This is a genomic window from uncultured Nocardioides sp. (assembly GCF_947488025.1).
Taxonomy (GTDB): Bacteria; Actinomycetota; Actinomycetes; order Propionibacteriales; family Nocardioidaceae; genus Nocardioides.
In genome coordinates this window covers 32,185-56,161 of the sequence record NZ_CANKYS010000006.1, presented here as the reverse complement: position 1 = coordinate 56,161, position 23,977 = coordinate 32,185, and the positions used below count along the sequence as shown (strand labels likewise).

General features: G+C 70.9%; 23 protein-coding genes. 11 read left to right on the top strand and 12 right to left on the bottom strand.

Translation table 11 applies throughout. From position 1 onward, the window contains the following. Position 1: 1 nt before the first annotated feature. Positions 2 to 1,111 carry an SLC13 family permease gene (locus tag Q1B24_RS11665; protein WP_299928261.1) on the top strand — a complete coding sequence of 370 codons (1,110 nt, stop codon included), beginning with the start codon at positions 2 to 4 and terminating at the stop codon, positions 1,109 to 1,111. A 161-nt stretch (positions 1,112 to 1,272) separates the two neighbouring features. Here Q1B24_RS11665 and Q1B24_RS11660 read toward each other — a convergent pair whose 3' ends face one another. After that, on the bottom strand, positions 1,273 to 2,922 hold the full coding sequence (locus Q1B24_RS11660; protein WP_299928258.1) for a hypothetical protein: 1,650 nt from the start codon (positions 2,920 to 2,922) through the stop codon (positions 1,273 to 1,275). Positions 2,923 to 3,126: 204 nt separating this feature from the next. Here Q1B24_RS11660 and Q1B24_RS11655 point away from each other — a divergent pair, with 204 nt between their 5' ends. Together Q1B24_RS11655 and Q1B24_RS11650 are read left to right on the top strand one after the other, a co-directional pair. Continuing rightward, complete coding sequence (locus Q1B24_RS11655) at positions 3,127 to 4,149, top strand: DUF389 domain-containing protein (protein WP_299928255.1); 1,023 nt, start codon at positions 3,127 to 3,129, stop codon at positions 4,147 to 4,149. 121 nt (positions 4,150 to 4,270) lie between these two features. Then, the gene (locus Q1B24_RS11650; RefSeq protein WP_299928252.1) at positions 4,271 to 5,056 is read left to right on the top strand and encodes a CPBP family intramembrane glutamic endopeptidase; all 786 of its coding nucleotides are present in this window, start codon (positions 4,271 to 4,273) and stop codon (positions 5,054 to 5,056) included. Between the two features lie 49 nt (positions 5,057 to 5,105). On the opposite strand, the gene Q1B24_RS11645 is transcribed toward Q1B24_RS11650, so the two are convergent. Further along, entirely contained in the window at positions 5,106 to 6,581 is a 1,476-nt protein-coding gene (locus tag Q1B24_RS11645; RefSeq protein ID WP_299928249.1) for a phospholipase D-like domain-containing protein, read from the bottom strand. Between the two features lie 194 nt (positions 6,582 to 6,775). Beyond that, positions 6,776 to 8,092: a phospholipase D-like domain-containing protein gene (locus Q1B24_RS11640; protein ID WP_299928246.1), complete on the bottom strand. Its 1,317-nt coding sequence runs from the start codon at positions 8,090 to 8,092 to the stop codon at positions 6,776 to 6,778. Positions 8,093 to 8,607: 515 nt separating this feature from the next. Between Q1B24_RS11640 and Q1B24_RS11635 the strand changes: the two genes are divergently transcribed. The 5 genes from Q1B24_RS11635 (at position 8,608) to Q1B24_RS11615 (ending at position 11,987) form a co-directional block, all read left to right on the top strand. Beyond that, the gene (locus Q1B24_RS11635; RefSeq protein ID WP_299928243.1) at positions 8,608 to 8,997 is read left to right on the top strand and encodes a DUF1622 domain-containing protein; all 390 of its coding nucleotides are present in this window, start codon (positions 8,608 to 8,610) and stop codon (positions 8,995 to 8,997) included. 55 nt (positions 8,998 to 9,052) lie between these two features. Continuing rightward, positions 9,053 to 9,460: an ATP-binding protein gene (locus Q1B24_RS11630; RefSeq protein WP_299928240.1), complete on the top strand. Its 408-nt coding sequence runs from the start codon at positions 9,053 to 9,055 to the stop codon at positions 9,458 to 9,460. 122 nt (positions 9,461 to 9,582) lie between these two features. After that, positions 9,583 to 10,116: a DUF1269 domain-containing protein gene (locus Q1B24_RS11625; RefSeq protein WP_299928237.1), complete on the top strand. Its 534-nt coding sequence runs from the start codon at positions 9,583 to 9,585 to the stop codon at positions 10,114 to 10,116. A 40-nt stretch (positions 10,117 to 10,156) separates the two neighbouring features. Next, positions 10,157 to 11,458: a threonine/serine exporter family protein gene (locus Q1B24_RS11620; RefSeq protein WP_299928234.1), complete on the top strand. Its 1,302-nt coding sequence runs from the start codon at positions 10,157 to 10,159 to the stop codon at positions 11,456 to 11,458. Between the two features lie 100 nt (positions 11,459 to 11,558). Next, positions 11,559 to 11,987, top strand: a complete 429-nt coding sequence (locus Q1B24_RS11615; protein ID WP_299928231.1) for a hypothetical protein — start codon at positions 11,559 to 11,561, stop codon at positions 11,985 to 11,987. 42 nt (positions 11,988 to 12,029) lie between these two features. Here the strand turns inward: Q1B24_RS11615 and Q1B24_RS11610 are convergent, their stop codons facing one another. After that, positions 12,030 to 14,600 carry a LuxR C-terminal-related transcriptional regulator gene (locus tag Q1B24_RS11610; RefSeq protein ID WP_299928220.1) on the bottom strand — a complete coding sequence of 857 codons (2,571 nt, stop codon included), beginning with the start codon at positions 14,598 to 14,600 and terminating at the stop codon, positions 12,030 to 12,032. 114 nt (positions 14,601 to 14,714) lie between these two features. Further along, positions 14,715 to 14,921, bottom strand: a complete 207-nt coding sequence (locus Q1B24_RS11605) for a hypothetical protein (RefSeq protein ID WP_299928217.1) — start codon at positions 14,919 to 14,921, stop codon at positions 14,715 to 14,717. 333 nt (positions 14,922 to 15,254) lie between these two features. Between Q1B24_RS11605 and Q1B24_RS11600 the strand changes: the two genes are divergently transcribed. After that, positions 15,255 to 15,386, top strand: a complete 132-nt coding sequence (locus Q1B24_RS11600; RefSeq protein WP_299928214.1) for a hypothetical protein — start codon at positions 15,255 to 15,257, stop codon at positions 15,384 to 15,386. A gap of 89 nt (positions 15,387 to 15,475) precedes the next feature. Here the strand turns inward: Q1B24_RS11600 and Q1B24_RS11595 are convergent, their stop codons facing one another. The 3 genes from Q1B24_RS11595 to Q1B24_RS11585 form a co-directional block, all read right to left on the bottom strand. Next, positions 15,476 to 15,946, bottom strand: coding sequence for a DUF6325 family protein (locus Q1B24_RS11595; protein ID WP_299928211.1), 471 nt, complete (start codon positions 15,944 to 15,946; stop codon positions 15,476 to 15,478). Positions 15,947 to 16,055: 109 nt separating this feature from the next. Next, positions 16,056 to 16,625: a hypothetical protein gene (locus Q1B24_RS11590; RefSeq protein WP_299928208.1), complete on the bottom strand. Its 570-nt coding sequence runs from the start codon at positions 16,623 to 16,625 to the stop codon at positions 16,056 to 16,058. Positions 16,626 to 16,717: 92 nt separating this feature from the next. Further along, positions 16,718 to 19,069: a sulfatase-like hydrolase/transferase gene (locus tag Q1B24_RS11585; protein ID WP_299928206.1), complete on the bottom strand. Its 2,352-nt coding sequence runs from the start codon at positions 19,067 to 19,069 to the stop codon at positions 16,718 to 16,720. Positions 19,070 to 19,217: 148 nt separating this feature from the next. On the opposite strand from Q1B24_RS11585, the gene Q1B24_RS11580 reads away from it, so the two are divergent. Together Q1B24_RS11580 and Q1B24_RS11575 are read left to right on the top strand one after the other, a co-directional pair. Continuing rightward, on the top strand, positions 19,218 to 20,414 hold the full coding sequence (locus Q1B24_RS11580) for a cation:proton antiporter (protein ID WP_299928204.1): 1,197 nt from the start codon (positions 19,218 to 19,220) through the stop codon (positions 20,412 to 20,414). A gap of 11 nt (positions 20,415 to 20,425) precedes the next feature. Then, on the top strand, positions 20,426 to 21,091 hold the full coding sequence (locus tag Q1B24_RS11575; protein ID WP_299928201.1) for a GAP family protein: 666 nt from the start codon (positions 20,426 to 20,428) through the stop codon (positions 21,089 to 21,091). A 131-nt stretch (positions 21,092 to 21,222) separates the two neighbouring features. On the opposite strand, the gene Q1B24_RS11570 is transcribed toward Q1B24_RS11575, so the two are convergent. From Q1B24_RS11570 to Q1B24_RS11555, 4 genes are read right to left on the bottom strand one after another with little or no spacing between them, the layout of a single operon-like run. Next, positions 21,223 to 22,092 (bottom strand): cytochrome c biogenesis CcdA family protein, encoded by an 870-nt coding sequence (locus Q1B24_RS11570; RefSeq protein ID WP_299928198.1) that lies wholly within the window; start codon positions 22,090 to 22,092, stop codon positions 21,223 to 21,225. Continuing rightward, entirely contained in the window at positions 22,089 to 22,799 is a 711-nt protein-coding gene (locus Q1B24_RS11565; protein ID WP_299928195.1) for a thioredoxin domain-containing protein, read from the bottom strand. Before Q1B24_RS11565 ends, Q1B24_RS11570 begins: the two co-directional genes overlap by 4 nt. After that, positions 22,792 to 23,271: a hypothetical protein gene (locus Q1B24_RS11560; RefSeq protein WP_299928192.1), complete on the bottom strand. Its 480-nt coding sequence runs from the start codon at positions 23,269 to 23,271 to the stop codon at positions 22,792 to 22,794. Before Q1B24_RS11560 ends, Q1B24_RS11565 begins: the two co-directional genes overlap by 8 nt. After that, positions 23,271 to 23,942 (bottom strand): metalloregulator ArsR/SmtB family transcription factor, encoded by a 672-nt coding sequence (locus Q1B24_RS11555; protein ID WP_299928189.1) that lies wholly within the window; start codon positions 23,940 to 23,942, stop codon positions 23,271 to 23,273. Before Q1B24_RS11555 ends, Q1B24_RS11560 begins: the two co-directional genes overlap by 1 nt. Positions 23,943 to 23,977: the final 35 nt, after the last annotated feature.

The window sequence follows — 23,977 nt, the reverse complement described above, 5'->3', positions numbered from 1 at the left end:
CGTGACCGAGGCCCTGCGCTCCCTGCTCCACCCCGACCTGACGCCCGTCCTGGCCCAGGTGCTGCCGGTCGCGGTCTTCCTGCTCGCGATCACGGTGACCGCGGAGGTCGCACAGCTGGCGGGCGTGTTCGACGTGGCCGCGCACGCGCTCGCACGCCGCGCCCGGCACCGGGTCGTGCTGCTGTGGCTGACCTTCGCCACCCTGGCGGTCGTCTGCACGATCGCGCTGAGCCTCGACACCACCGCCGTCCTCCTGACGCCCGTCGGTCTCGCCATCGCCCGCCAGACCGGGGTGGCGCCCCTCCCCTTCGCACTCACCACCCTCTGGATCGCCAACACCGGCTCGCTGCTGCTCCCCGTGTCGAACCTGACGAACCTGCTGGCCGTGCACCGCTTCGAGGACCTCGGGGCCGACCACGGCGACTACGTCCGTACGGCGGCCGCGCCCGCGGTGACCGCCATCGTCGTGACCCTGGTCCTGATCGCCGTCCTGCAGCGGCGCGCGCTGCGCGGGACCTATGCCGTCGAGCCTCCGGCGGATCCGCACGACCGTGTGCTGCTCGTCATCGGCTCCGTCGTGTGCGTCGTGGTCGGGCCGCTCTTCGCCGTCGGCGTCGAACCCGCCGTCGTGGCGCTCGGGTCGGCGGGCGTCCTGCTCGCGGCGCTGCTGTGGCGGGCGCCGGGACTGCTGCGCGAGGTCCGCCCGCCCTGGCTGATGGCGGGCGGCTTCGTGGTCGTGGCCGGGGTGCTGCGCCTCGCCCAGGGCGAGGGCCTCCTCGACTGGCTGGCGCCCGCGGTCGGCTCCGGCACCCGCCCGCTCGACCTGCTCCACCTCTCTGCCGCCTCCGCGGTCGCGGCCAACCTCGTCAACAACCTTCCGGCCTACCTGCTCGTCGAGCCCGCGGCAGCCGACGACGTACGACGTCTCATGGCCACGCTGGTGGGGGTCAACACCGGAGCGCTGGTGACGCCCTGGGCCTCGCTCGCGACACTGCTCTGGCTCCAGCGCTGTCGTTCCGCCGGCCTGCGCATCCCGCTGCTCCGCCTCGCCGGGTGGGGCGCGGTGTGCGCGACGCTCTCCGTGACCGCTGCGACCCTCGCGATCCACTGAACCCATCCGCTGAGCCAGAACGCAGCAGCGGCGTGGCCCCGGAGGGCCACACCGCTGGTCTGCGCGTTGAACGGGCCGTCCCACCGCATCTGGGGGGATCCGTGCCACGGCGGGAGGTCGAGGCACGGGTGAGCGGTGTTGGACCCAGCGGAACGCGGCCGCTACTTGCTCAGCGCCGGACCGTTCCCGGGTGTTACGGGGTCGGCGGAGAATTTTTCCCGCTCCGCGACCCACGCGCGAACGCGACGGCGGAGCTCGACCCGCACGTCGAGAGGCGCGTCGCGCAGCTCGTCGGTCACGTAGGCGGCGTCGTCGTCCAGGAGCTCGGGCACCACGACCAGCGCGGCGTCGAGCTCGTGCCGGGCACTCTCGTCGTACCCCTGCCCGGCGAGCGCGAGGAACCTGAGGAACGGCCCCCACAGGTCGTCGGGATGGCGCAGGAGGCTCATCTCCGCCAGGGCGGCCGCGTCGTCCCCCGCGACGAGGGCCTCGAGCCCCAGGAAGACGTGCTGGTAACCGGGGTGGAACGGGTTGAGCCGGTTGGACTCGCGGATCATCTCGACGCCGTCGTCCCAGTCGCCCACTTGGATCAGCAGCACCCCGGACGTGTAGAGCAAGGACGCGTTGACCGGGCTCAGCTCGACGGCGCGCCGGGCGTGGTGGCGGACCTGGGCCGGAACGCCGCGACGCAGGGCCACTCCGGCGAGCACCTGGTGGGCGTGGGCGTTCAGCGGATCGAGCGCGAGAGCGCGGGACGCCAGGGCTTCGGCACGGTCAGTCGACGCCCCTTTGTCATCGGTCCATCCCATGATGGCCAGGTAGCACTGGACCCACCCCGCCATGGCGAGCATCACGACGTCGTCGGGCCGCGTGGTCAGGGCAGCGTCCAGCTCGCGGGCCGCGACCTCGGTGTCGGACCGCGTCCCGGAGGCGGCGAACCGGTAGAACGCCAGGACGGCCGTCGGCCTGCGCGGATCGACGCCCTGGGCGCTCTGTCGTTCGACGTCGCGCGTCACCACGCCGCGCACGTCGCCGACGGTGGCCGCGATGCGTCGTACGACGTCGTCCTGGTCCTCGAAGCCGACCCGACCCCCGCGTTCCCCCTCGAACTTCTCCGACCACACCACGGCGCCCGTCGCCCCGTCGTGGACGCTGATGCACAACCGGAGCAGCGACCCCGACGCCAACAGCTCGCCGTCCAGGACGTACTCGACGTCGAAGGACCGCGCCACCGTGCGGACGTCCACCGTTCCGCTCATGCCCCGCTCGGACGCCACGGGTCCCACCACACGGAGCTGGGGAAACGTGGCGAGGGCACGGACGAGGGAGTCGGAGAGCACCCGAGCCGTCGCATCACCCTCGGCGTCGAGCCGGAGATCGGCGAGAGCGACGATCGCGATGCCCGAGCGGAGCTCGACGTCCAGCGGGGCTCCCGGAGGGCGTCGGCGGTGGGTGAAGGTCGGCGTGTAGCGTCCGCGGGCCAGCCCGATCACCACCTCCTCGTCAGCGCCCGACCCGGCGTAGTAGCGCTCGAGCACCGCCCTCAGCCGCGTCGCCTGGACGCGGGCACCCGAGTCCGTGGCCCCGCTGAAGCTGCCGTCCCGACCCATGGCGTAGCGCGCCACCGTGCGCTCCTTGAGCCGGTCCCCGCGGCCGGCAAGCGTCTCTGTGACGACGTACGAGAGGAAGTCACGGGACCGGCGGGACGGGCGCAGCTCGTCGCTGTCGAGGATCCGCTTGAGGGCGTCGATCACCGCGACCGGGCTCGGGGCATCGCCGACGCCCGCAGCAGGTGCTCCGGCTCCCTCCACCCGTCACACGGTAGGCGACTCACCCACCCCCCGACCAGCCTTGGACAAGGCTTGGACGGGGCTCGGAAGCGGCTTGGACAGACGAGGGCTCGACCGACGTCCTTGCTGCAACGGCGCGGCCGGTCCTACCGTCAGCACACCCGACTGGTGGTCACTCGCGACCGGTCAATCGGACCGTGTCCCTCCGACGTCGCAGGAGCCGCCATGGCACGCACACCGGTGCTGCACACTCTGCGGGTGCGGGTGCTGCCCGAGTCGCAGCGTCGCACCTTGGACGCGCTCGCTGCCGACCTGACACTGCGTTCCGGCGACTCGAGGTCCAAGAAGTCTGCCTTCTGGTCCATGCTGGTCCTGTCGGCGGTGATCGCGGGAGCCGGCGTCCTCGCCGACTCGACCGCGACCGTCATCGGCGCGATGATCATCGCCCCGCTGTCGACTCCGATCATGGGCATCGCGCTCGGCGTGGTCATGGGCCGACGCACCGGATCCGGGTGGTTCGTGCTGGGTGGTGCGGTCATGGTCATGATCGTCGGGGTGCTCTTCGCCGCTGTGCCGGTGGCCGACGTCGACCTCCTCGACAACTCGCAGGTCGCGGGGCGCACCTCCCCCGGCATGCTCGACCTCGTCGCGGCGATCGCGACAGGGCTCGCCGGCGCGGTCGCACTGGCACGACGTGACGTCGCTGCGGTCCTCCCGGGAGTCGCCATCGCCATCTCGCTGGTCCCCCCGCTCGTCGTCACGGGGATCTGCCTCGGCCACGGCGAGCCGGAGCTGGCGCTCGGCGCTGGTCTGCTCTTCGCCTCCAACCTGCTCGCACTGGTGCTGGCCGGTGTCGTCACGTTCGCAGCACTGGGGTACTCCCGGCACGAGCATGCCGCGCGGCGGCCCGCGCGAGGATCACGACTGGTCCTCGGCGCGCTCTTCGTGCTGGTGGCCGTGCCCCTGGCCGGCAACACCGCCCTGGCGGTGGCGATCGCGGCGTGGAGCCATCGCATCGAGACCGTGACGCAAGCCTGGCTCGACGAGTCGCCGGGAGCCCAGGTGACCGACGTGCGCTTCGCGTCGCTGACGGCCTTCGTGAGCATCCGGCACCCCGCACCGCTGCCCACGACGCGGACGCTGATGGACGACCTCGAGGAGGTGCTCCCGCCGGGAGTGACCGTCGTGCTGGACACCACCCGGGGTCGCGAGGTGCGGCTCGGTACGACGGCCGGCGGGGGTGGGTGATCGGGACCATCGGGTGACCGCACCCGATCAGCTGTAACGGTTACGAGGCTCGACAGCGTGGGCAGGACTCCCCGCCGTCACTACCGTCGTGACCACCCCGTCCCCACGCGAAGGAATCGCCATGCGCGTCGCTCCTCGTCCCCTCGTCACCGTCGGCATCGGACTCGGTTACATGGCGATCGTCGCCGTGACCTGGTCCTTCCTCGGATTCGAGTACGACGAGGTGGGGTCCTCGACCAGCACGGTGGTCGAGGGCATCGTCGTGCCCGTCGCCATCGGGGCGGTGTTCCTGGCCGCGGCCACCAGCTACCTCGGGTGGTGGGGGCCGGCGCTCCACGAGGACATGCGTGCACCGAAGTGGCTGTGGGCGGTTCCCGTGTTCATGTTCCTGCCGGGGCTGGGCTTCCTGCTCGGCGGATCCGGCGAGGCCGACCGGTCCGCGGGCTTCCTGCTCGCCCTCGGGATCGGATGTCTCCTCGTCGGGTTCAGCGAGGAGATCCTGACGCGCGGCACCGGTCTGGTCGGTCTTCGGGGCGGATTCGGTGAAGCCCTCTCGTGGTTCTTCAGCTGCCTGCTCTTCGGCCTGATCCATGCCCTCAATGCCTTGTTCGGGCAGTCCGTCGGGTCGACGGTCCAGCAGATCCTCATCGCCTTCCTCGCCGGCTCCGTCTTCTACATCACCCGACGCGTCTCCGGCACCCTGGTGGTCTGCATGCTGCTCCACGCCTGGATCGACTTCACCACCTTCGCCTTCGCAGACGCCGCCGTCGACGCCGAGTCACCCACCGTCGCCCTCGCCGGCGCCCAGTGGATCGCCTTCGTCCTGGCGCTCGTGGGCGTGGCCGTCGTGCTGCGCCGTGCCAGCCGCGCGAGCGGACGTTCGGCCGACTCGCTCTCGGCTGCCTGACACGGGGCTCCGGTCGCGCCGTGCGCCGGTCGTCCTTCGCCCTCGACTGTCAGCCGGCCTCCCAGTAGGGACCCTTGCGGTAGCGGTCACGCTCGATCGTCGTGACCGGGCGCCGGACGGTCCGCCAGACGGTGCGGGGCGAGCCGTCCTCGTCGACCACCGTCCGCGCGACGCGGAAGTTGACGTACGTCGTGGTGTAGGCGTTGCGCGAGTTGCGCTTGTTGCGCCACTGGTAGTTGAAGTTCTTGACGTACTTCCGGGTCAGCTTCTTGCCGCGGATGGTCATCCAGAGCTCGTCGTTGCCGGGGCTCAGGCTGGCCCAGTTGGCGGACCCGGTGACGACCATGTTGGTGTCGGGGACGCCGTTGTAGGTGCCCTGGATCGCGACGTACTTCTGGTGGCTGTAGACGCTGAGGATCAGGTCGTCCTTGCCGTCCTTGTTCAGGTCGTAGTCGTCGTCGGGGTTGAAGTCCAGGCCGGTCGAGCGCAGCGGGATCCGTCCGCGCGGCGTCGGAGCACCCACGACGCGCTTGGTGTGGTAGCCGATCAGGCCGTACATCAGGCGCACCTTGCACCCCTCGATCCACTTCTGCCGGATCGCCGAGGCCAGGTAGTCCCCGCGGTTGCCCCGCATGGTGTGCATCGACACCGCGATGCGGCTCCGCTTCTGCCCACCCGCACCGTCGGGGGTCAGGCACTGGACCTTGCCGAGCAGGTCGAGGACGAGGTCGTTCTTGGGCCCGGACGGCTTGGGCCAGGCCCAGACCGTGTGCTTGTCGACCGAGTCGTCGCACGCGACGCCGTTGGCGGGCGTGCCGCAGAAGAGCTGCGGCGGCTGTCGGGTGTCGTAGTCCGTGCGCATGTCGTTGAACAGCCGGACGAACTGGCGGAACAGCTCGTGGTCGCCGGAGGTGAAGTAGAGGTCGTTCCACTGGTGCTTGTCGGCGTTGAGCATCAGGTTGGCCGACCCCACGGCCAGCACGTCCTTCGACCTGCCGGCCCGTGAGAACGAGTAGAACTTGGTGTGCATGTTGTTGTACTGGTTCTGCTTGCTGCGGCACCCGGCCGTGCACCGGTAGATGAAACTCGAGCGATAGCGCTTGGCCCCGATCTCCTTGCGGACCGCCCGCATCGCCCTCGTGTACTGGTGGTCGTTGAGGATCATCTGCACCTTGACGCCGCGCCGGTGCGCGGCGATGAGCGCCTTCGCGACCGGCATCCGGTCGAAGGAGTAGACCGCGATCCGGATCGTCGAGCCCTTCGGCGTGTGCTTGATCGTGTCGATGACCTTCCGCTCGATGCGGAACCAGCCCTTCTTGCGGCGCGGGTCGTTGAAGAACGGGCCCTGCGGGGCCTTCCAGCGCTTGCGGGCCGATTGCGTCGTCCTGGCGGCGGCCGCCGTCGAGGCAGTCGTCGCGGCCCCGGCCGAGGCAGTCACGCCGGCGGGGGCGGCTGCGGCGGGGACCGCGGCCAGCGGGGTGCCCAGGACCAGGCACAGAGAGAACAGGACCAACAACCTCGGCACGAACTCGCCTTCCCGACCGCCACCGTCGGTGGCGTCGTCACGTTCAGGCCCGGCCCCACGACCCTGCTGTCAGGGGATGGGAAGGGCATGTCGACCGGACCCGCGCAGTCCGCAGGTCCGGTCCCGTCCAAGGGGTGACGATCCCCGACCCGACAAAGTTGTCGGGCCGGGGGGTACAGATGTGGAGACGAGGCTCACATCCGACCGGCCGCCGGTGCGAACGCCTTCGAGTGGTCGCTCCAGACGTCGTCGAAGTGCTCGACGTACGCGTCGTGGACTCGCTCGCGCGGGATCATCACCACCAGCTCGTCGTTGAGGAGGGAGACGTCCGACCAGTTCTCCGAGCCGGTCCACACCGCCCGGGTGGGCGAGCCGTCCCAGGTCCCGTCGACCGACATCCACTTCTCGTGCACGAAGTGCTCCCACCCCGAGTCCTCGAAACCCGTCGTGACGTCGCCGTCGACGTCGAGCGACCCGCTCCGCACGCGGACGCCGGCGCCGACCAGGGTCTCGACCACGTCCGCACCGGCGGCGCTCACCAGCGCCTGGACGCGGCACCCCTGGTCGTGCAGCTCGGCCACCCGCCGGGCCAGGTCGGCGCCGCGCTCCCCGCGCCAGCCGTACATGCTGATCCGGACCACGGTCCGACCGCCCATCCCGCTGCCGGGCAGCGCGCGGCAGTCGACCTTCGCCAGTCGCTGGGCGACGGGGTCGTCGTCAGCGGTGTCCGACGGGCCGGCGGGGACGCTCGTCGTCACGTCGCCGTGGGCGACGCTCACCGCAGGCTGGGAGACCAGGCGATCGGCGGCGAGCTCGCCGAACACCCTGCTGTAGTCGTCGTACAGCGGCCGGCTGCCGGTGAAGGTGACCAGGTCGTTCCAGTGCACGCCGGCTGCGTAGCCGGTGAGGTTGGCGGAGCCCAGCATGACGACCGGCGCGGCGCCCACTCCCCCGGAGAACAGGTAGAGCTTCATGTGCTGGTTGCCGCGGTCGCCGAGCCTGCAGCTGGCGTGGCAGACCGTGACGAAGCTCGGCTCCGTGCTCCTCCCCCGCGACTCACCACGGGCGTGGCAGACGCCGCTGCTCGCGCCCGCGTCCGGCCCGAGCAGGCGCTGCAGACGCCGCACGGGCGCAGCCACGAAGTTGTCGTTCAGCACGACCTGCACCGTGACCTGTCGCTGGGTGCACGCCCGCTCGAGGGCGTCGACGATGTCGGGCCGGTCGAAGCTGTAGGCCGCCATACGGATCATGCCGTGGTCGGGCGTCGCGTCGATCGCCCGTCGGACGTGGTCGGCGATCCGGTCCTGCGCGGCCTCGTCGCCCGTCGGGTCGTTGAAGACGACGTCGGCGACCGGAGCCTCGACCACGCCGGCGACCGCCAGTCGCGCCGCGTCCTCGACGACGTACGACGTCTCCGACGACCCGCCGCCGACCGCAGCGGCCAGCACCGGTGCCGCCACCGCCGTGGCGACGCCCAGCACCGCAGTTCCCACCAGGAGAGAGGTCCGCATCTCGATCACCCGATCCCGTCCGGCGGAAGGACTCCCGCCTCGTGGATCGACCGTCACGCCGAGGACGTTCCGGGGGCCCGGGCCCGGGATCTCGACCGCGACGGGATCCTTCGCCACGCACCCGGGAAGGCCCTCTCCGGGCGCGGGCACCGGCGACCGCACCCGGTGCTCGCGTCCTGTCGGTCCCGGTGGCGACCGGGACCCGCGACCCGGACGCACAGGACCGCGGCACGACCCGAGATCGACCGACTGACCGAGAGTGACTGCGTCGACGGCGAAGGTGGACGACGCCAGTGGGACGACGGGGTGCGGCTGCCCGCGGGGCCGGCTGGACGAGCCCCACGGGCAGTTCCCCGTAGCCCCGATCTGCTGTCCAAGGGCTCCTGCACCCGCCGCGATCGACGCTACGCCGGACCCCCACGGCCCGCCACGCTGTCTAGGCCGCGACGCGGTGGCCGCGTCACATCCGCGGCACCCGTGTCGGCAGCACGTGCGAGCGTGTCAGTCTGGGCCACATGGAGGACGAAGACTTCGACGCGCTCATGGAGCTGGTGGTCCACGGGTTCGAGGTGGCAGGAGTCGTGGTGCTCGTGGTCGGGGCCGTGGCAGCCTTCGTCTCCGCGCTGGTCACGGCGAGACGCACCGGAGCAGCGATGGCCTACGAACGGGTCCGCCGCGGCGTGGGACGCGCGATCCTCCTCGGCCTCGAGCTGCTGATCATCGCGGACATCGTCCTCACGATCACGGTCGACCCCACCCTGGAGAGCGCGCTGGCGCTCGGCCTCATCGTCGTCGTACGCACGTTCCTCAGCTTCTCCCTCGAGGTGGAGCTGGAGGGCACGCTGCCGTGGCGGCGGTCCCGCGAGGCCCCGCGCGCGGACGGCTCGCCCGGCGTATCGTCGTGACCCGACGGGCGTCGGCCAACCCGCTCAGCGACGCCCTTCGGAGGGTGGGGTGACGATGGCACACCGTGGGCCGGTCTGGACCCATCGCGAGCGCTTCGACCCGCACCCGGCCAGCGCCTCCCTGGCACGCTCGTTCGTCGCGGACCGACTCGTGCAGCACGAGCTGCCCCACCTGATCGATCCGGTACGGCTCGTGACCAGCGAGCTCGCCACCAACGCCATCCTCCACGCGCGCACGTCCTTCACGGTCACGCTCGAGCGGGTCGAGGACGTGCTCGTGCTGACGGTCACTGACGACTCCCCCGAGGAACCGGTCCGGAGAGCGACGGCAGTGACGGACTCGACCGGTCGGGGGCTGGAGATCGTCGCTTCGACGAGCCGGGACTGGGGTGTCGATGCGGATCGCCGGTCCCCCAAGGCGGTGTGGGCGTCCTTCGCCGTCGACGAGCACGCGTCGCGCTAGCCGGAGTCACCCGTCGCGGAGGAGGCCACTCCCACCTTCGTGGTGGGACCTTGGGCGCGGACCGCCCGCTCCGCGTCCTGCGGGCGGCGACCTCGTGGCCGGATCGACTGGGAGAACCTCACATGGCATTCGACACACTCATGGTCTTCGCCGGCGTCTACCCCGACCTCGCGTCCGCGGAGGCCGACTACGACCGGGTGAAGGAGCTGCACTCCCAGGAGGGCCTGCTGGATGCCTACGACGCCGCGGTCATCCACCGCCGCGACGACGGCAAGGTGAAGATCACGCGCAAGCACGAGACGCCGACCCGGGTCGGTGGCGTGCTCGGCGGCGGCGCCGGCCTGGCCACCGGGCTCGTCGTCGCGCTCTTCCCGTTCGCGGCGGTCGGCGGCGGCCTTCTCGCGGCGACCTCCGCAGGCGGCGCGATCCTGGGTGCGGTGGCGGGCCATGCGGCCGCCGGCATGAGCAGGAACGACCTGAAGGAGCTCGGCGAGTCCCTCGACAGCGGAGAGGCGGGCCTGGTCGTCGTCGGTGTGATGGACATGGAGGCGAGGATCGAGGAGTCCATGCGCCGCTCGGAGAAGCTCCAGAAGAAGCGCCTCGAGGCAGACGTGGAGGCTCTCGAACGCGACGCGCACGATGCCGTCGGCTCCTAGCGGCAGCGCCGTGGTGAGCTGAGCGAGCCCCGATCGTCGGATGGCCGTGTCCGCGCCACGCGAGGTCTACCGCAGCCTCGACCTGGCCCTCCGCATCGGTGACCTCCTGCTTGCCTCGGGAGGGGGCGCCGCCGACGTCGAGGCCACGATGCTCGCGGTCACGCACGCCTGCGGGTTGAGCGGTGTCGACGCCGACGTCACCTTCACGGAGCTGTCGCTGCAGCAGCGCTCCGGCATCGGGAGGCCGGCCTCGATCCTGGTGCGGCGGGTGAGGCGCCGGCCGGCCGACTACGCCGAGCTGATCGAGGTCGACCGGGTCGTCCGGGACCTCCTGGACGGGACGACCACGCGCGACGAGGCACGCAGACGGATCGCCGACATCGACTCCTCCGACCACCGGCGGGCTCGCTGGCTGGTGACGGTCAGCTGGGGTGCCGTGGGTGGATCGCTGGCGGTCACCCTCGGCGGCGGCGCGGTGGTGAGCTGCCTGGCGTTCGTCGCGGCGTGTGGCATCGACCTCGTCGGGCGTGCCACCCGGGGCCGGGTCCCGCTGTTCTACCAGCAGATCGCCGGCGGGTTCCTCGCGACGCTCGTCGCGGTCGGCGCCGCTGCGACGGAGGTCGACGCCGACCCCTCCCTGATCGTCACCGCGGGCATCATCATCCTGCTTGCGGGCATCGGGCTCATGGGCGCCATGGCCGATGCGCTGACCGGTTACCCACTCACGGCGAGCGCCCGGCTGCTCGACGCCCTGATGGCGACCACCGGCGTGATCGCCGGGGTGGCCGCCGGCTTGACGGTCGCCGAGATCTCCGGCGCCGACCTCGGTCGCGTCGAGCCCGGGGCGACCGGACTGGCCCAGGGGTCGGCCATGACCCTCGGCGCCGGGCTCGCGGCGGCCGCCTACGGCCTGGCGTGCTACGCACCGCTCCGCGCGGCTGCCGCAGCAGCCGCCGTGGGCGCCTGCGGCCAGGCGATCTTCCTGGCGGTCGAGAGGCTCTCGCTGGGGCAGACCTGGGCCGCCGCCGTCGCCGCAGTCGCGATCGGGACGCTCAGCCACGGGATCGCCGGCCCGGTGCGCGTGCCGCCACTGGTCCTCATCGTCCCCGCCGTCGTGCCGCTGCTGCCTGGGCTGTCCATCTATCGCGGGCTGGCGTTGCTCGCCGAGGGTGAGGACGGGGTCCTGGACCTGGCGGCTGCCGGGGCCACGGCCGTCGCGCTCGCAGCCGGCGTCATTCTCGGCCAGTACCTCGCCCAGCCCATCCGGCGGGACGGACTGCTGACCAGTCCCCCGCTTGTCGGTCCGCTGCTCAGGCGCCAGGGCCGACGTACCCGGACCTGACGGAGGCGCGAGATCTCACCCCCGCAGGATGAGGATTGACCCGTCGGGGCGTCCTAAGTTGCCGATGAGACGGGTCCCGTCACGCGACAAGGAGACAGCCATGACCGAATCGACCGGGTCGCACCAGCAGACCGGAGCTCGCGAGGAGCCCGGCGTGGGGGCACAGGGACTGATCCTGTTCGCCGCGGTGATGATGTTCGTCGGCGGCGGCTTCCAGGCCATCATGGGACTGGCGGCCATCTTCGAGAACGAGTTCTACACCGTCACCCCCAACTACGTCCTCGAGTTCGACGTCAGCGCGTGGGGGTGGATCCACCTGGTGCTCGGGCTGGTCGTGGTCTTCGCCGGGTACGGACTGCTCTCCGGTCAGACCTGGGCGCGCGTGGTGGGCATCATCCTTGCTTCCGTGAGTGCCTTGGTGAACTTCGCCTTCATCCCCTACTACCCGTTCTGGTCCCTCGCCATCATCGCCCTGGACGTCTTCGTCATCTGGGCACTGGCCACCCAGGCGCGCGCGTTCAGGCTCTGACGTCGACCGAAGTCCTCGCTCCGAGGGTGTGAGGGCGGTGGGTCACAGCAGACCGAGCTCGGTCGCCCGGTCGATGGCCTGGTCCCGGTTGTCCACACCGAGCTTGCGGTAGATCGCGCGGAGGTGGGTCTTGAGCGTGTTCACGGTGACGTAGAGCTCGTCGGCGATGTCCTGGTTCTTGATCCTCTTCGGCAGGTACGCCAGGACGGTGAGCTCACGCTCGCTCAGTGGGGCGACCAGGCTCTCCTGGGCACGTTCGCGCGGTTCCAGGAGCCGGGTGAGACGGAGCACGGCCGCCCCCGGGAACGTCGACCTGGGGACGGGCTCCCTCCGGAGCATGCGGAGCGCGGCGGGTACTTCGAGGAAGGGCCAGCCCAGCCGCTCCCCCTCGGCCGTCGCAGCCGTCTCATGCAGCACGACCTGGGCTGTCGACTGGTCCCCGGCGAGGTCGAGCGCGACCGCGTGCCTCAGAGCGTGGCCGATCGACGCGCGGAGGTCGTGCGGAGGCGGCTGCCAGCGGTCGAGGGCCTCCCGCGCAGCTGCGAGGTCGTGGTCCGCCAGCGCGACGCAGACGTGAGCCGGAGCCAGCTCGGAGGCACGGCCGAGACGGTTGAGCATCGTGCGTGCGCCGAGGGTGTCACCGGTGCCGATGAGGAGCTGCGCCTCGAGGGTGCGGTCGGCCTGGACGAGGACCGGGGGCGGTACGGCGGACTCGGCAGGCTGCCGCAAGATCGCAAGGGCTCGGTCGGGCCCTTCGGTGACAGCCGTCAGCCGGGCGACCAGGGTGCGTTGCAGGTCACGGTTCACCACGCTGGCCGGGCGTCGCTGGTTCTGGCGGTCGGCCTTCGCCAGGCTGCGAGCGGCTCCGTCGAGGTCCGCCCGGTCCAGGTGGACAAGCGCGAGGGCCAGGTGGGCGTGGATCTGGGAGGCGTGGCCGACCACGCCGATGGCCCGGCCGGTCCGGATGGCGGCGTCGGCGAGCTGGAGCGCTTCGGTGCAGTGCCCGGTCCACGCGCGGACCAGGGCGAGCGAGCCCAAGGTGTAGATCTTCCAGATCGGGTACGCCAGGCCCGGCAGGGTGAGGACGTGCTTGAGGGCCGAGGCGGCCCCGGCCAGGTCACCGAGCAGGAACCGGGCGATGGCAGCGTCGTACTCGGCCATGACCCGGACGGACTCCAGGCCTCCGATGCCCAGGAAGTCGACGACGTCGCCGGCATCGAGTGACGGCAGCAGCTCGAGGACGCTGGCTGCTGTGGCGAGGACGACCTCCGGGGGCAGCCCGCGGAAGACGAGCGTGGTGTGGAGGGCATCGGCCGACGCGCGCTGCCCCGGGGTGAGGTCCGGTCGTTTGAGCAGGCGACGGTGCGTCTCTGCCGCGGCGTCGGACCGGTCGGCCGCGACCTGGGCGGCAAGCAGGTTCACACCCACGGCCGGTGGCGTGTCGAGGAGAGCGCCGTCGATGGTCGTCAGCCACCTCACCAGCGTCGCCGACTCACCGCGCTCGAAGAGCAGGTGCGCGACCGCCGTGACCACGGCGAAGGCCTGCTGGTGCTCCCCTGCACACAGGAGGTGCTCCACCGCGTCCTCGGGGAAGCCGTGGTCCAGGAGCCATCGAGCTGCCCTGCGGTGCGCCTCCGACGCGGCGGACGGGTCCTCGAGCCGGAGCTGGTAGCGCAGGAGGTCGGCGAACAGGTGGTGGTACCGGAACTGATCGCCGGACCGGTCGAGCGAGGTGACGAGCAGCGAGCGCTTGTCGAGGTCGTCGAGCATCGCCCGGGCGTCGTCGCTCCCGGTGACGGCGTTGCACAGGTCGACCGACATCCGGTCGAGGACCGAGGTCCGGAGCAGGAACGCACGCGTCTCCGGGTCCTGCTGGGCGAGAACCTCCTCGAGGAGGTACTCGCCCACGAGCCGGTCGCTGCCGGCGATCGAGTCGACGGCAGCGTCGATGTCGGGCACGTCGCGCAACGAGACGGCGGCGAGCTGGAGGCCCACGGCCCACCCGTCCGTGCGGTCGAGCAGCACGGCGACCTCGCGGTCGGTGAGCTCCCGGTCGGAGACGGCCTCGAGCAGCTGCCGGGCCTCGTGTCGTACGAAGGCGAGGTCGGCGCCGCGGACCTCGACGAGTCGGCCGTCCAGTCGCATCTGACGGAGGGACCACGGCGGATCCCGTCTCGTGGTCACGATGCACCGGGTGGTCCGGGGAAGCCGCGTGACGATTCGGCCCACGTCCGCGACGAGAGCAGCGTTCGTCAGCAGGTGCAGGTCCTCGAGCACGAGAACGGTCTCCTGCGGGAGTGTCGCGAGCTCGCCGAGGACGGCGTCGACGAAGCGTTCGCCGAGTGCGGACCTGCCCATCTCGACCAGGTCGCCGATGCTCGGGTCGACCTGCGGGGCCGGCGCGCGCACTGCCTCGAGGAGCTCCCGGGCGAACACGACCGCGTCGTCGTGGGCGGGGGTGAGCGAGAGTGCTGCTGTGCGGAACTCAGGGCGACACTGACCGAGCCACTGCCGCGCCAGGACCGACTTTCCCGAACCGGCCGAGGCGACGAGGAGGCCCAGGCCTCCGGGCTCGATGCGGTCGAGGGTTCGCTGGAGACCGGGTCGGGGCACGACCACACGCGGAAGCGGCTGTTGGAGTGGGTCCCTCTCCCATCGCACGCCCATGCGGAGACTGTGTCGCTGTTCCGACCTGTGACGCCATGGCCGAAGGTCCCGAGGCCGGGGTCACGAGTCCTCGACGCGGCGGACGTCGATGATCTCGACGCGGAGGTCCCGGAGCCGGTTGAGGACACCGTGGAGAGCCGCCTGGTCGAGCACCTGCCCGACCAGGCGCGAGCGACCGGGACGGTCCGGGCGCACCTCGAAGTCCTCGAGCGCGGTCATCACGAGAGGACCGACGACGCCGTCCACGACGATCTCGTAGCGTGCCATCGCCGATCCCTCCCTCGTGACCGCGGACGCGGGCAGGTCAGCCCGCCCCCGTCCTCGCTCAGATGCCGACGTACTCGTGCATCGTGGTCGGCAGCCCGGCCTCCGTCCATCCGGTCAGACCCCTCCAGCACGGCCACGTCCTTGAAACCACACCTCGCTCCAGTCCAGCGGGACAGCCGTCGACGCCCTTCGGGTTTCTGTGGCAGTCATGGCTCACTTCTCTCGTCGTGGCGCAGAACGGCCGCAGACGGCGGGTGCATCGGCGGATCCTGCAACTACCTCCACCCTCGCGCGGATCGACGTGGCCGTCGTCATCCACTTGGAATGAGGGACATGCAGAACGCCCCGGTCGGCATCCCCATCACGTGGAGAGCCGCCGGGGCGCTGGCTGTCAGCGTCGCCGGTCCCGACGGTCGTCGCGGCGGTCCTCGCGGCGCTCACCTCGACGGCGTACGCCGTGGCTGACGACTGCCGCGGTCCCGACCACCGCGGCGGTCCTGGCCACGGGTCGCGGCCCGATGACTCCTCGTCCTGCCCTGCGTCCGATCGGCATGTCACTCCTCCTCTTCGAGATCTGCTTCGACGGCGGCGATGAGCGCCTGCACCGGGATCCGGCCGCTCGCCACGAGCTGACCCCCGGCGTGGCGGACAGCGGATCCGAAGGGCGCCGCCCAGAGGTTCTCCCAGACCAGCAGGGCAGCGGTGCTGCCCGGCTCGACGGCCTCCGCGACCGACTGCACGTCCTCCTGGCTCAGCAGGTTGGCCATCGCGGTCTCGAGCTCCCGGATCCGACCGATCTCGCTGTCGTCCAGGTCGCTGATCTCGAACGCCTCGAACTCCCCGTCCTCGTCCTTGCGGATCATCAACAGGTCGAGGACGCGGATGATCCCCCGGTCGACGAGGTCCGTCAGCGTCGGTGCGATCGTTCCGTCGAACCGGCTGCCGGGAAACTCCACCACGATCCAGTCCACGGGACCGAGCTCGTCGAGGGTCTCCTCCTCCGTCACGGTCATCTGGTCTGTCATGCCACCACCTCCAGCTCTGCATGCGGGCACCGCCGCGGCGCCGCGTCTCCTCGAGTCTCGGCGGTCGCGCCGGTGCACGCGTCATCCCATGTGGGTGACCCCTGACCGCTCAGAGCAGCCTCGACCCGGCCCGCCGGACGGTGACCAGCACGTAGACGCTGACCAGGAGGACCCAGCCCGGGAAGACCAGGGCGACCCAGAGGCTCAGGCTCGTGATCACCAGCAGGCACAGCGCGATGACGTAGGTGGTGATCACCAGCCAGCGAGGCGCCGTTCCGGACCGGTGCCAGGTGGTGCCCAGCGAGATCATGAAGACGGCAGCCATCCTGAGGGCGTAGACGTTCGTGACCTGGAGCATCACGGCACGGCCGAAGGCCACGATCTCCGGACGGCTGGACCGGCTGGCGTCCCAGTCAGCGGTGGCGACGATGGCGCCCGCCAACGCCATCGAGACGAAGACCATGGCCAGGAAGAGCAGACCACTGCCGAAGTACACCGACGAGAAGAAGCGGTCCTCCAGGTCGCCCAGCCGGTCGCGGACCACACCCACGAACCACAGGAAGGCGATGCCCGCGATCGGCACCAGCGCGAGCGCGATCTTGAGCCGGGTCGCGGCGGCGTCGGACCACTCGGGCTGGTTCAGGGGATCCTCGGGCATCGAGGTGCGGAGCAGGATCATGCTCGCGCTGAACGTGGCCGCGAACACGACACCCGCCAGGCCTGCTGACCGCGGAGTGGTGAGTCTCCCGCGCTGCACCCCCGGCGACTGCCCTACTGCCGGGCCATCGCCGCTCGTAGCTCCCCCTCGGGGTCGGTGATCAGCTCGCCCGAGACATCCACCGTGACCGAGTGCAGGGTGCCGGTGAACCGGAACGGCGGTGAGTAGTCCGGACTCACCGGCGAGCCGGGATTGGCACCACAGGTCAGGGCACCGGGATTGAGCATGAAGGGCGTGGTCACCGGAGCTTCCGCATCGGCCACCAGCGTCCCGTCCACGTAGAGCTGGAGCCGTCCCGGAGCTCCGCGGCCGTGCGCCAGGTCCGGCTGCCCGGTCGGCTCGAACTCGAACCGGAGCTCGTGATTCCCGGGCGCCAGCGGCTCGGGCGACACGACCTCGTGCAGGCTGCGTCCGACGTAGTTGTGGACGTAGTGGAGTCGACCCTCCCGCACGAACAGTGTGTAGCCACCGGCGGCGCTCCCCTGACAGAGCAGGACGCCCTCGGCCCCGTCGACGGGGATCTCGACCGTCGCGGTGATGCTGTGGGGACGGTTGAGGACCCTCGGCGCAGCGTTGAAGGGAACCGACTGGGTGTCGGGCCGGTAGACGTAGCGGTCCCGAGGCACCGCCGCCGACGGCTTCTCGGCGAGGAGTCGGTCGATGCCGCTGCCGTCCACAGGCAGGACGTCGTACTTGCCGGCCTCGGCGTACCACAGGCCGATGAGCGCGATGACCTTGTCGCGGTGCTCGCCGGCAACGTCCCGGGTCTCCGCGAAGTCCTCGGCCACGTGGTAGAGCTCCCAACCGCGGGCGTCGAGCTCGCTGAGCCTGTCGGCCGAGATCGGCTGCCCGAACCCGGCGCCGGCTTCGGCGAACGAGGGGCCGGGCCAGGGACAGACCGCGCGCCAGCCATCGTGGTAGATCGACCGGTGGCCGAGCATCTCGAAGTACTGGGTCCGGTGGTTGCTGGCCGAGTCGGCGTCGTCGAGGGTGTGGGCGAAGCTGATGCCCTGGAGGGGCGACTGGGTGACTCCCCTGATCGTGGCGGGTGGCTCGAGGTCGAGCAGGTCGAGCAGCGTGGGCACCATGTCGATGACGTGCGCGTACTGGTGGCGTACCTCGCCCCTGGCCCTGATCCCCTGTGGCCAGGAGACGATGAACGGATCCGACGTGCCGCCTCGGTAGGTCTCGCGCTTCCACCTCCGGAACGGCGTGTTGCCCGCCCAGGTCCAGCCCCACGGGTAGTGGTTGAAGTGCTTCGGACCGCCGAGCTCGTCGATGAGCGCGAGGCTGTCCTCCAGGGACTCCTGCGCGTTATTGAAGAACTGCGCCTCGTTCGTGGTGCCGGTCGGGCCGCCCTCAGCGCTGGCCCCGTTGTCGGAGACCACCATCACGATCGTGTTGTCGAGCATTCCCTCCTCACGCAGGAAGTCCAGCAGACGACCCAGCTGGTGGTCGGTGTGGCTCAGGAAGCCCGCGAACACCTCCATCATCCGGCTGAACAGCCTCCGCGCCGCCTCGGGCTGGGCGTCCCAGTCCGGGACGTCCGGGTCGTGGCGGGAGAGCTCGGCCCCCGATGGGACGATGCCCAGCTCCTTCTGCCTGGCGAAGACCTGCTCGCGGTAGGCGTCCCACCCGTCGTCGAACTTCCCCGCGTAGCGGTCGGACCACTCCTTGGGTGCGTGGTGGGGTGCGTGGGTGGCCCCGAAGCACAGGTGCAGGTAGAACGGCTTGTCCGGGTCGACCTGCTTCGAGTCCGCGATGAACTGGATGGACCGGTCGACCAGGTCCTCGCTCAGGTGGTAGCCCTCCTCGGGCGTGGCCGGCGGCTCGACCTGGTGGTTGTCGTAGACCAGGTCGGGGTACCACTGGCTGGTGTCGCCGCCGAGGAAGCCGTAGAACCGCTCGAAGCCGCGCGCCAGGGGCCAGCGGTCGTAGGGCCCGGCAGCGGTCTCCTGGTGGCTCGGCGTCAGGTGCCACTTGCCCACCATGAAGGTGTTGTAGCCGTGGCCGAGCAGCATCTCCGAGATCATCCCGTTCTCGAAGGGGATCACGCCGTCATAGCCGGGGAACCCGGTGGCGAACTCGGTGATGCAGGCCATGCCGTTGCTGTGGTGGTTGCGTCCGGTGAGGATGCACGAGCGGCTCGGGGAGCACAGGGCCGTGGTGTGCATGTTGTTGTAGCGCAGGCCGTCGGCGGCGAGCGCGTCGAAGTTGGGGGTCTCGATCGGGCTCCCGTAACAGCCCAGCTGCCCGAAGCCCGTGTCGTCGAGCACCACCGTCAGCACGTTGGGAGCGCCTGGGACGGCACGGGTCGGTCTGGGCCAGGCAGGTGACGACTCGTCGGTCGTGCGGCCTGCGGTGCCCGGGAAGCTGGAAGCCGGGTCGTACTCGTTCAGGGCCATGGCCCACCACCTCTTGGGAAGACGTGAGGACATTGCAGGCGCCGCCACCCACCCGGCGCATCACCCGCACGGGATGAGGGCTGGCGTCGCCGAGTGCGACGACACTGGACCGAGACCGTCGCCACCGTCGGCCGGAAGAGGTGTCGCCGTGGACGTGACCGTGGCCCTCGTCATCGCCGGCTCGATCTTCCTGTGGGGCACGCTGTCGGCGCGTCTGCAGCGCGCGGACCTCACCGCGCCGGTCGTCTTCGTCGCCATCGGTGTGCTGCTGGCCGGCCTGGATCTCGTCGAGTCACCGGAGGGCCCCGAGGGGTTGAAGATCCTGGTCGAGATCACGTTGGTGTGGGTGTTGTTCTCCGACGCCGCCCGCGTCCCGGTGCAGGAGCTCCGCCACGACCTCGGCCCGTACGTCCGGCTGCTCGCCGTGGGGCTGCCGCTGACCATGCTGGCGGGCTGGGGACTCGCGTGGTGGTTCTTCCCGGCCGCCGGCGTGTGGGGCGCGCTGCTCGTCGCCGCGGCGCTCGCGCCGACCGACGCAGCCCTGGGGATCCCGGTCGTGACCAACCCGGTGGTGCCCGCCCGTGTCCGTCGACTGATCACCGTGGAGAGCGGCCTCAACGACGGCATTGCCACGCCGGTCGTGATGCTCGCGATCGCGGCCGTGGCGGCCGAGGAGGAGCTCGCCGGTGCCTCCGGTCTGGGTACGGCGCTGGTGTCGCTGCTCGCCGGCGCGGTCGTCGGCGGAGTGGTGGGCCTGCTCGGTGGCCGCGCGCTCCGATGGGCCCGCGGGCGAGGCTGGGCCGCGGAGGACTTCGCCGGCATCGCGGTCCTGGCACTGGCCCTGATCGCCTACACCGCAGCACTCGCCGGGGACGCCAACGGATTCGTCGCCGCCTTCTGCGGCGGGCTCGCCTTCGGGGCCGCGGCCGGGCCTCGCGGTCCGGCCGAGCTCGTGTTCGTGGAGCAGTCGGCAGGCCTGGTGTCCCTCCTGGTGTGGCTCGCGTTCGGGGCGGTCGCCGGGCCCGTCATGCTCGACCTCGTCACACCGATGATGGTTTTGTACGCCGTGCTCAGCCTCACCGTCATCCGGATGCTCCCGGTCGCCGTGGCGTGCCTGGGAGCGGGTTTCGACCGCAGCACGATCCTCTTCATCGGCTGGTTCGGGCCCCGCGGCCTGGCTTCCCTCGTGTTCGCACTGCTCGCGCTGGAGGAGCTCGGCCCGGAGGTGGACCAGGCAGTTGCCGCGATCGGCGTGGCGGTGCTGCTCAGCGTGGTCGCCCACGGGCTCACCGCCGCCCCCCTGGCCGCACGTTATGGCCGCACCCACTCCCCCGTCTCGAAGTGAAGGTGTCGACCATGACGGAAGGTATTGCGGAAGTCCTCACCTTCGCGATCGGCGTCGCGATCAGCCCGGTGCCGATCATCGCCGTGATCCTGATGCTCTTCTCGGGCCGGGCGAAGGTCAACGGCCCGATGTTCCTGATCGGGTGGGCCGTCGCGCTCGCCGCCGTCTCCGCTGTCGCCTACCTGGCCGGCGACGCCGTGTCCGACACCTCCGACGTCGACGCGATCTCCTGGTCGAAGGTCCTGTTCGGCCTGGTCTTCCTGTTCCTCGCTGCACGCAGCTGGCGCCACCGGCCCGCGCCGGGAGTCGAGCCCGAACGACCCAAGTGGATGGCTGGCATCGACGCGTTCTCGCCGGGAAAGGCACTTGCGCTCGGAGTGCTGCTCGCTGGCGTCAACCCCAAGAACCTTCTCCTGGCGGCGGGCGCCGGCGCGGCGCTGGCAGGGCTCGGGCTGCCGACCTCTGAGGCAGTGGTCGCCCTGGTCGTCTTCGTCGTCGTCGGGAGCCTCACGATCGGAGGTCCCGTCGTCTACTACCTCCTCGGCGGTGAGGCGGCCCGGACGAAGCTCGACTCGGCCAAGGACTGGCTCGCCGTCCACAACGACGCGGTGATGATGGTCCTGTTCCTGGTCTTCGGGGTGAACCTGATCTCCACGGGCATTCCGCCCCTCACGTGAAGGTGCCGCCCCGTGCCGGTCCACCTCCAACGAACGCCGCCCCCGGGTAGGTGCTCCGGAGGGACGCCGCTCCCCCGCTGCAATCCCAGAACTCACCCTTGCAGGCGCGAGTTGGTCGAGTCTCGCCTTGCTCAGCGCTTGTCGGCGGTCTCCCTCTCGGCCGGCTCGTCAACGGATTCGCGCCGGCGCCATGCGACGACGAGGGCGATCAGCACGACGCTCAGCAGCGGTACCCAGGCCGGCACCCGGGCGGCCCACTCGGTGATGTCGCGCTGGGCGGCGTACTCGAGGTCGGTCAGGTCCCCCATGCCCAGCGACCCGGTGAGTCCGGCGGTGCCGTCGTAGCGCAGGAACACCACGCCGACCACGATGAAGAGCACACCTGCGAGCAGCGATGTGGTGTGCAGGCGTACGGCTCCCCACGACAGGGTGCGCCCTCGCAGCCATCGCCGGCGGCCGAGGTCGAATCGGTCCCACAGCGCCGCCAGGACGAACAGCGGCGCGGCCATGCCGAGGGCGTAGACCGCCAGTAGCGTTCCGCCCTGCCACGGGGAGCTCTGCGTCGCCGCCACGGTGAGGATGGCGCCCAGCACGGGACCGGAGCAGAAGCCGGCGAGTCCGTAGACCGCGCCCAGAAGCAGGGTGGACAGCCACCCGTCGTCGCGACGCGACGACACGGCCGCCTGCAGGCGCGCCGCCCCCGGCACGGCAAAGCCCCGACCCACCAGCTGGAGCATGCCCAGGCCGATGATCGTCCATCCCGCGACGGCGATCAGCAGCGGCCGGTGCCCGTAGAACAGCGACGAGGCAGCGCTCGCCCCCGTGCCGAGCGGCACGAGGGTCACCAGCAGGCCGAGGTAGAAGACGGCCGTGCGAGCCAGCAGCGCGCGGCGGTTGGCAAAGGCGTAGGCGAAGAACGACGGCAGCAGCAGCGCGCTGCACGGCGAGAGCAGCGCCAGGATCCCGGCGGCGAAGGCGGCCAGGACTCCGACCTCGCTCATCGACCCGCTTCCTCGGCCGCCTTCTCGATGGTGCGCTCGAAGACCTCGGTGGGTTGTGCCCCGATCACCGGTACACCGTTGATGACGAACGCGGGAGTCCCGGTCACGCCGATGGCCTGGCCCTCGGCGAAGTCGTCCTGCACGGCCCGCTCGGCTTCCGGGGAGTCGAGGTCCTCGCGGAAGCGGTCCACGTCGAGACCGATGTCCTCGGCCACCGAGACGAGGTAGTCCTCGTCGAGGTCGCCGCTGTTGGGCGGCAGCTGGTCGGCGTACATCGCCTCCTCGAACTCCCAGAACCGGTCCTGCGCCGCCGCAGCTCGTCCGCCGCGGGCAGCGACGGTCGACTCCGCGCCGAGGTAGGGGAAGTCGCGCCACTCGATGCGCAGCGTGCCGTCCTCGACGAACTTCTCCACCAGGACGGGCTCGGTGTCGCGGGCGAACTTGCCGCAGAACGGGCACTGGAACTCGGAGTAGGCGACCATCACCACCGGCGCGTCGGGCTCGCCCAGCGCCATCGGGTCGTCGGCATCACGGCGCACCAGCTGCTCCCAGGACTCCGGCGAAGCCGCCGAGGCAGACGCCGGCGCCACGTCGACGGGTGAGTCCTCCTGCTCGTCGCCGCCCTGCAGCAGCACGACGCCGAGGACGAGTGCCGCGATTGCGGCCACGATGAGCGGGAGCAGGGGGGTCTTGCGCTTCTCAGGCACGTGCAGGGTCTCCGGACACGGGGGTGGGACAGGACAGCTCTCCGAGCAGCCGGCTGCGCAGCGCCCAGAGGAGGAGCAGGACGGCAGCGGCCTGCAGGACGGGCTGGAACGGCTCGAACCAGGTCATCGCCCCGGCGCCGCCCAGGGCGAGGAGGACGAGCTTGTTGCACACCGGGCAGCCGACGGCGAAGTAGGTGAGCAGGCCGCCGGCCCAGCCGCCTCGGCGACTCGCAGGTCGGTCCGGCTGGGTAGGAGCGCGCACGTAGGTCGCCACCAGCAGCCCGCCGAGCAGCGAGGACACCAGCAGCGACGGCCAGGCCCACCACGTCGGTGGCACCTCGCGCCCGAAGACAGGGGTGTCGATCAGGTCGGTCGGAACGGCGACGACCAGCGCGAAGGCAGCTGCAGCGGCAAGCGCGACCAGCCAACGCCGGGCGGTCCAGGTGAGCATGACCGCCCACGGAGCGGTCATCACGCGCCCGCCTCGACGGGGAGTCCGGCGGTGCGCCACTCGAGCATCCCGTCCTCCAGACGCCGGGCCTCGACACCGGCCCCTCCCAGGATACGAACGGCGTCGTGCGCCATGACACAGAAGCTGCCGCGGCAGTACGCCACCACCGTCGGCGCCTGTCGCAGCCCCGCGAGCTCGGAGTCGAGCGTGCCCAGCGGTGTGTTACGGGCACCCGGGATGTGGCCCGCGAGGTATTCCTCGGGTGGGCGCACGTCCAGCAGGGTCACCTCCCCCTCCGCGAGCATCCGCTCGAGCTCCTCGCGGGTCACCAGGCCCACCTCGTCCGAACCGGGCAGGTTGAGGTAGGCCTCGAGGGCCTGGCTGACGTCGGCAGAACGTTCGCGAGCGACGGTGCGCATCGCGGCGTACAGGTGCGCGACGTCATCGCCGGCGAGCCGGTAGAACACCTTGGTGCCGTCGCGCCGGGTGCGGACGAGGTTGGCGAGCTTGAGCACCTGCAGGTGCGCCGAGACCGTGCTCATGCCCATGCCCGCGGCACGAGCCAGCCCATCGACCGTCCGCTCACCCTGCGCGAGCAGCTCGACCAGCTCCAGCCGCTTGGGGCTGCCGAAGGCCTTGCCGACCACGGCGAGCTCGTCGAACAGGTGGTGCCTGCGCTCTTCGTTCACCATTCCTCCAAAGATCTTTGGAGAACGGTAGATCTGTT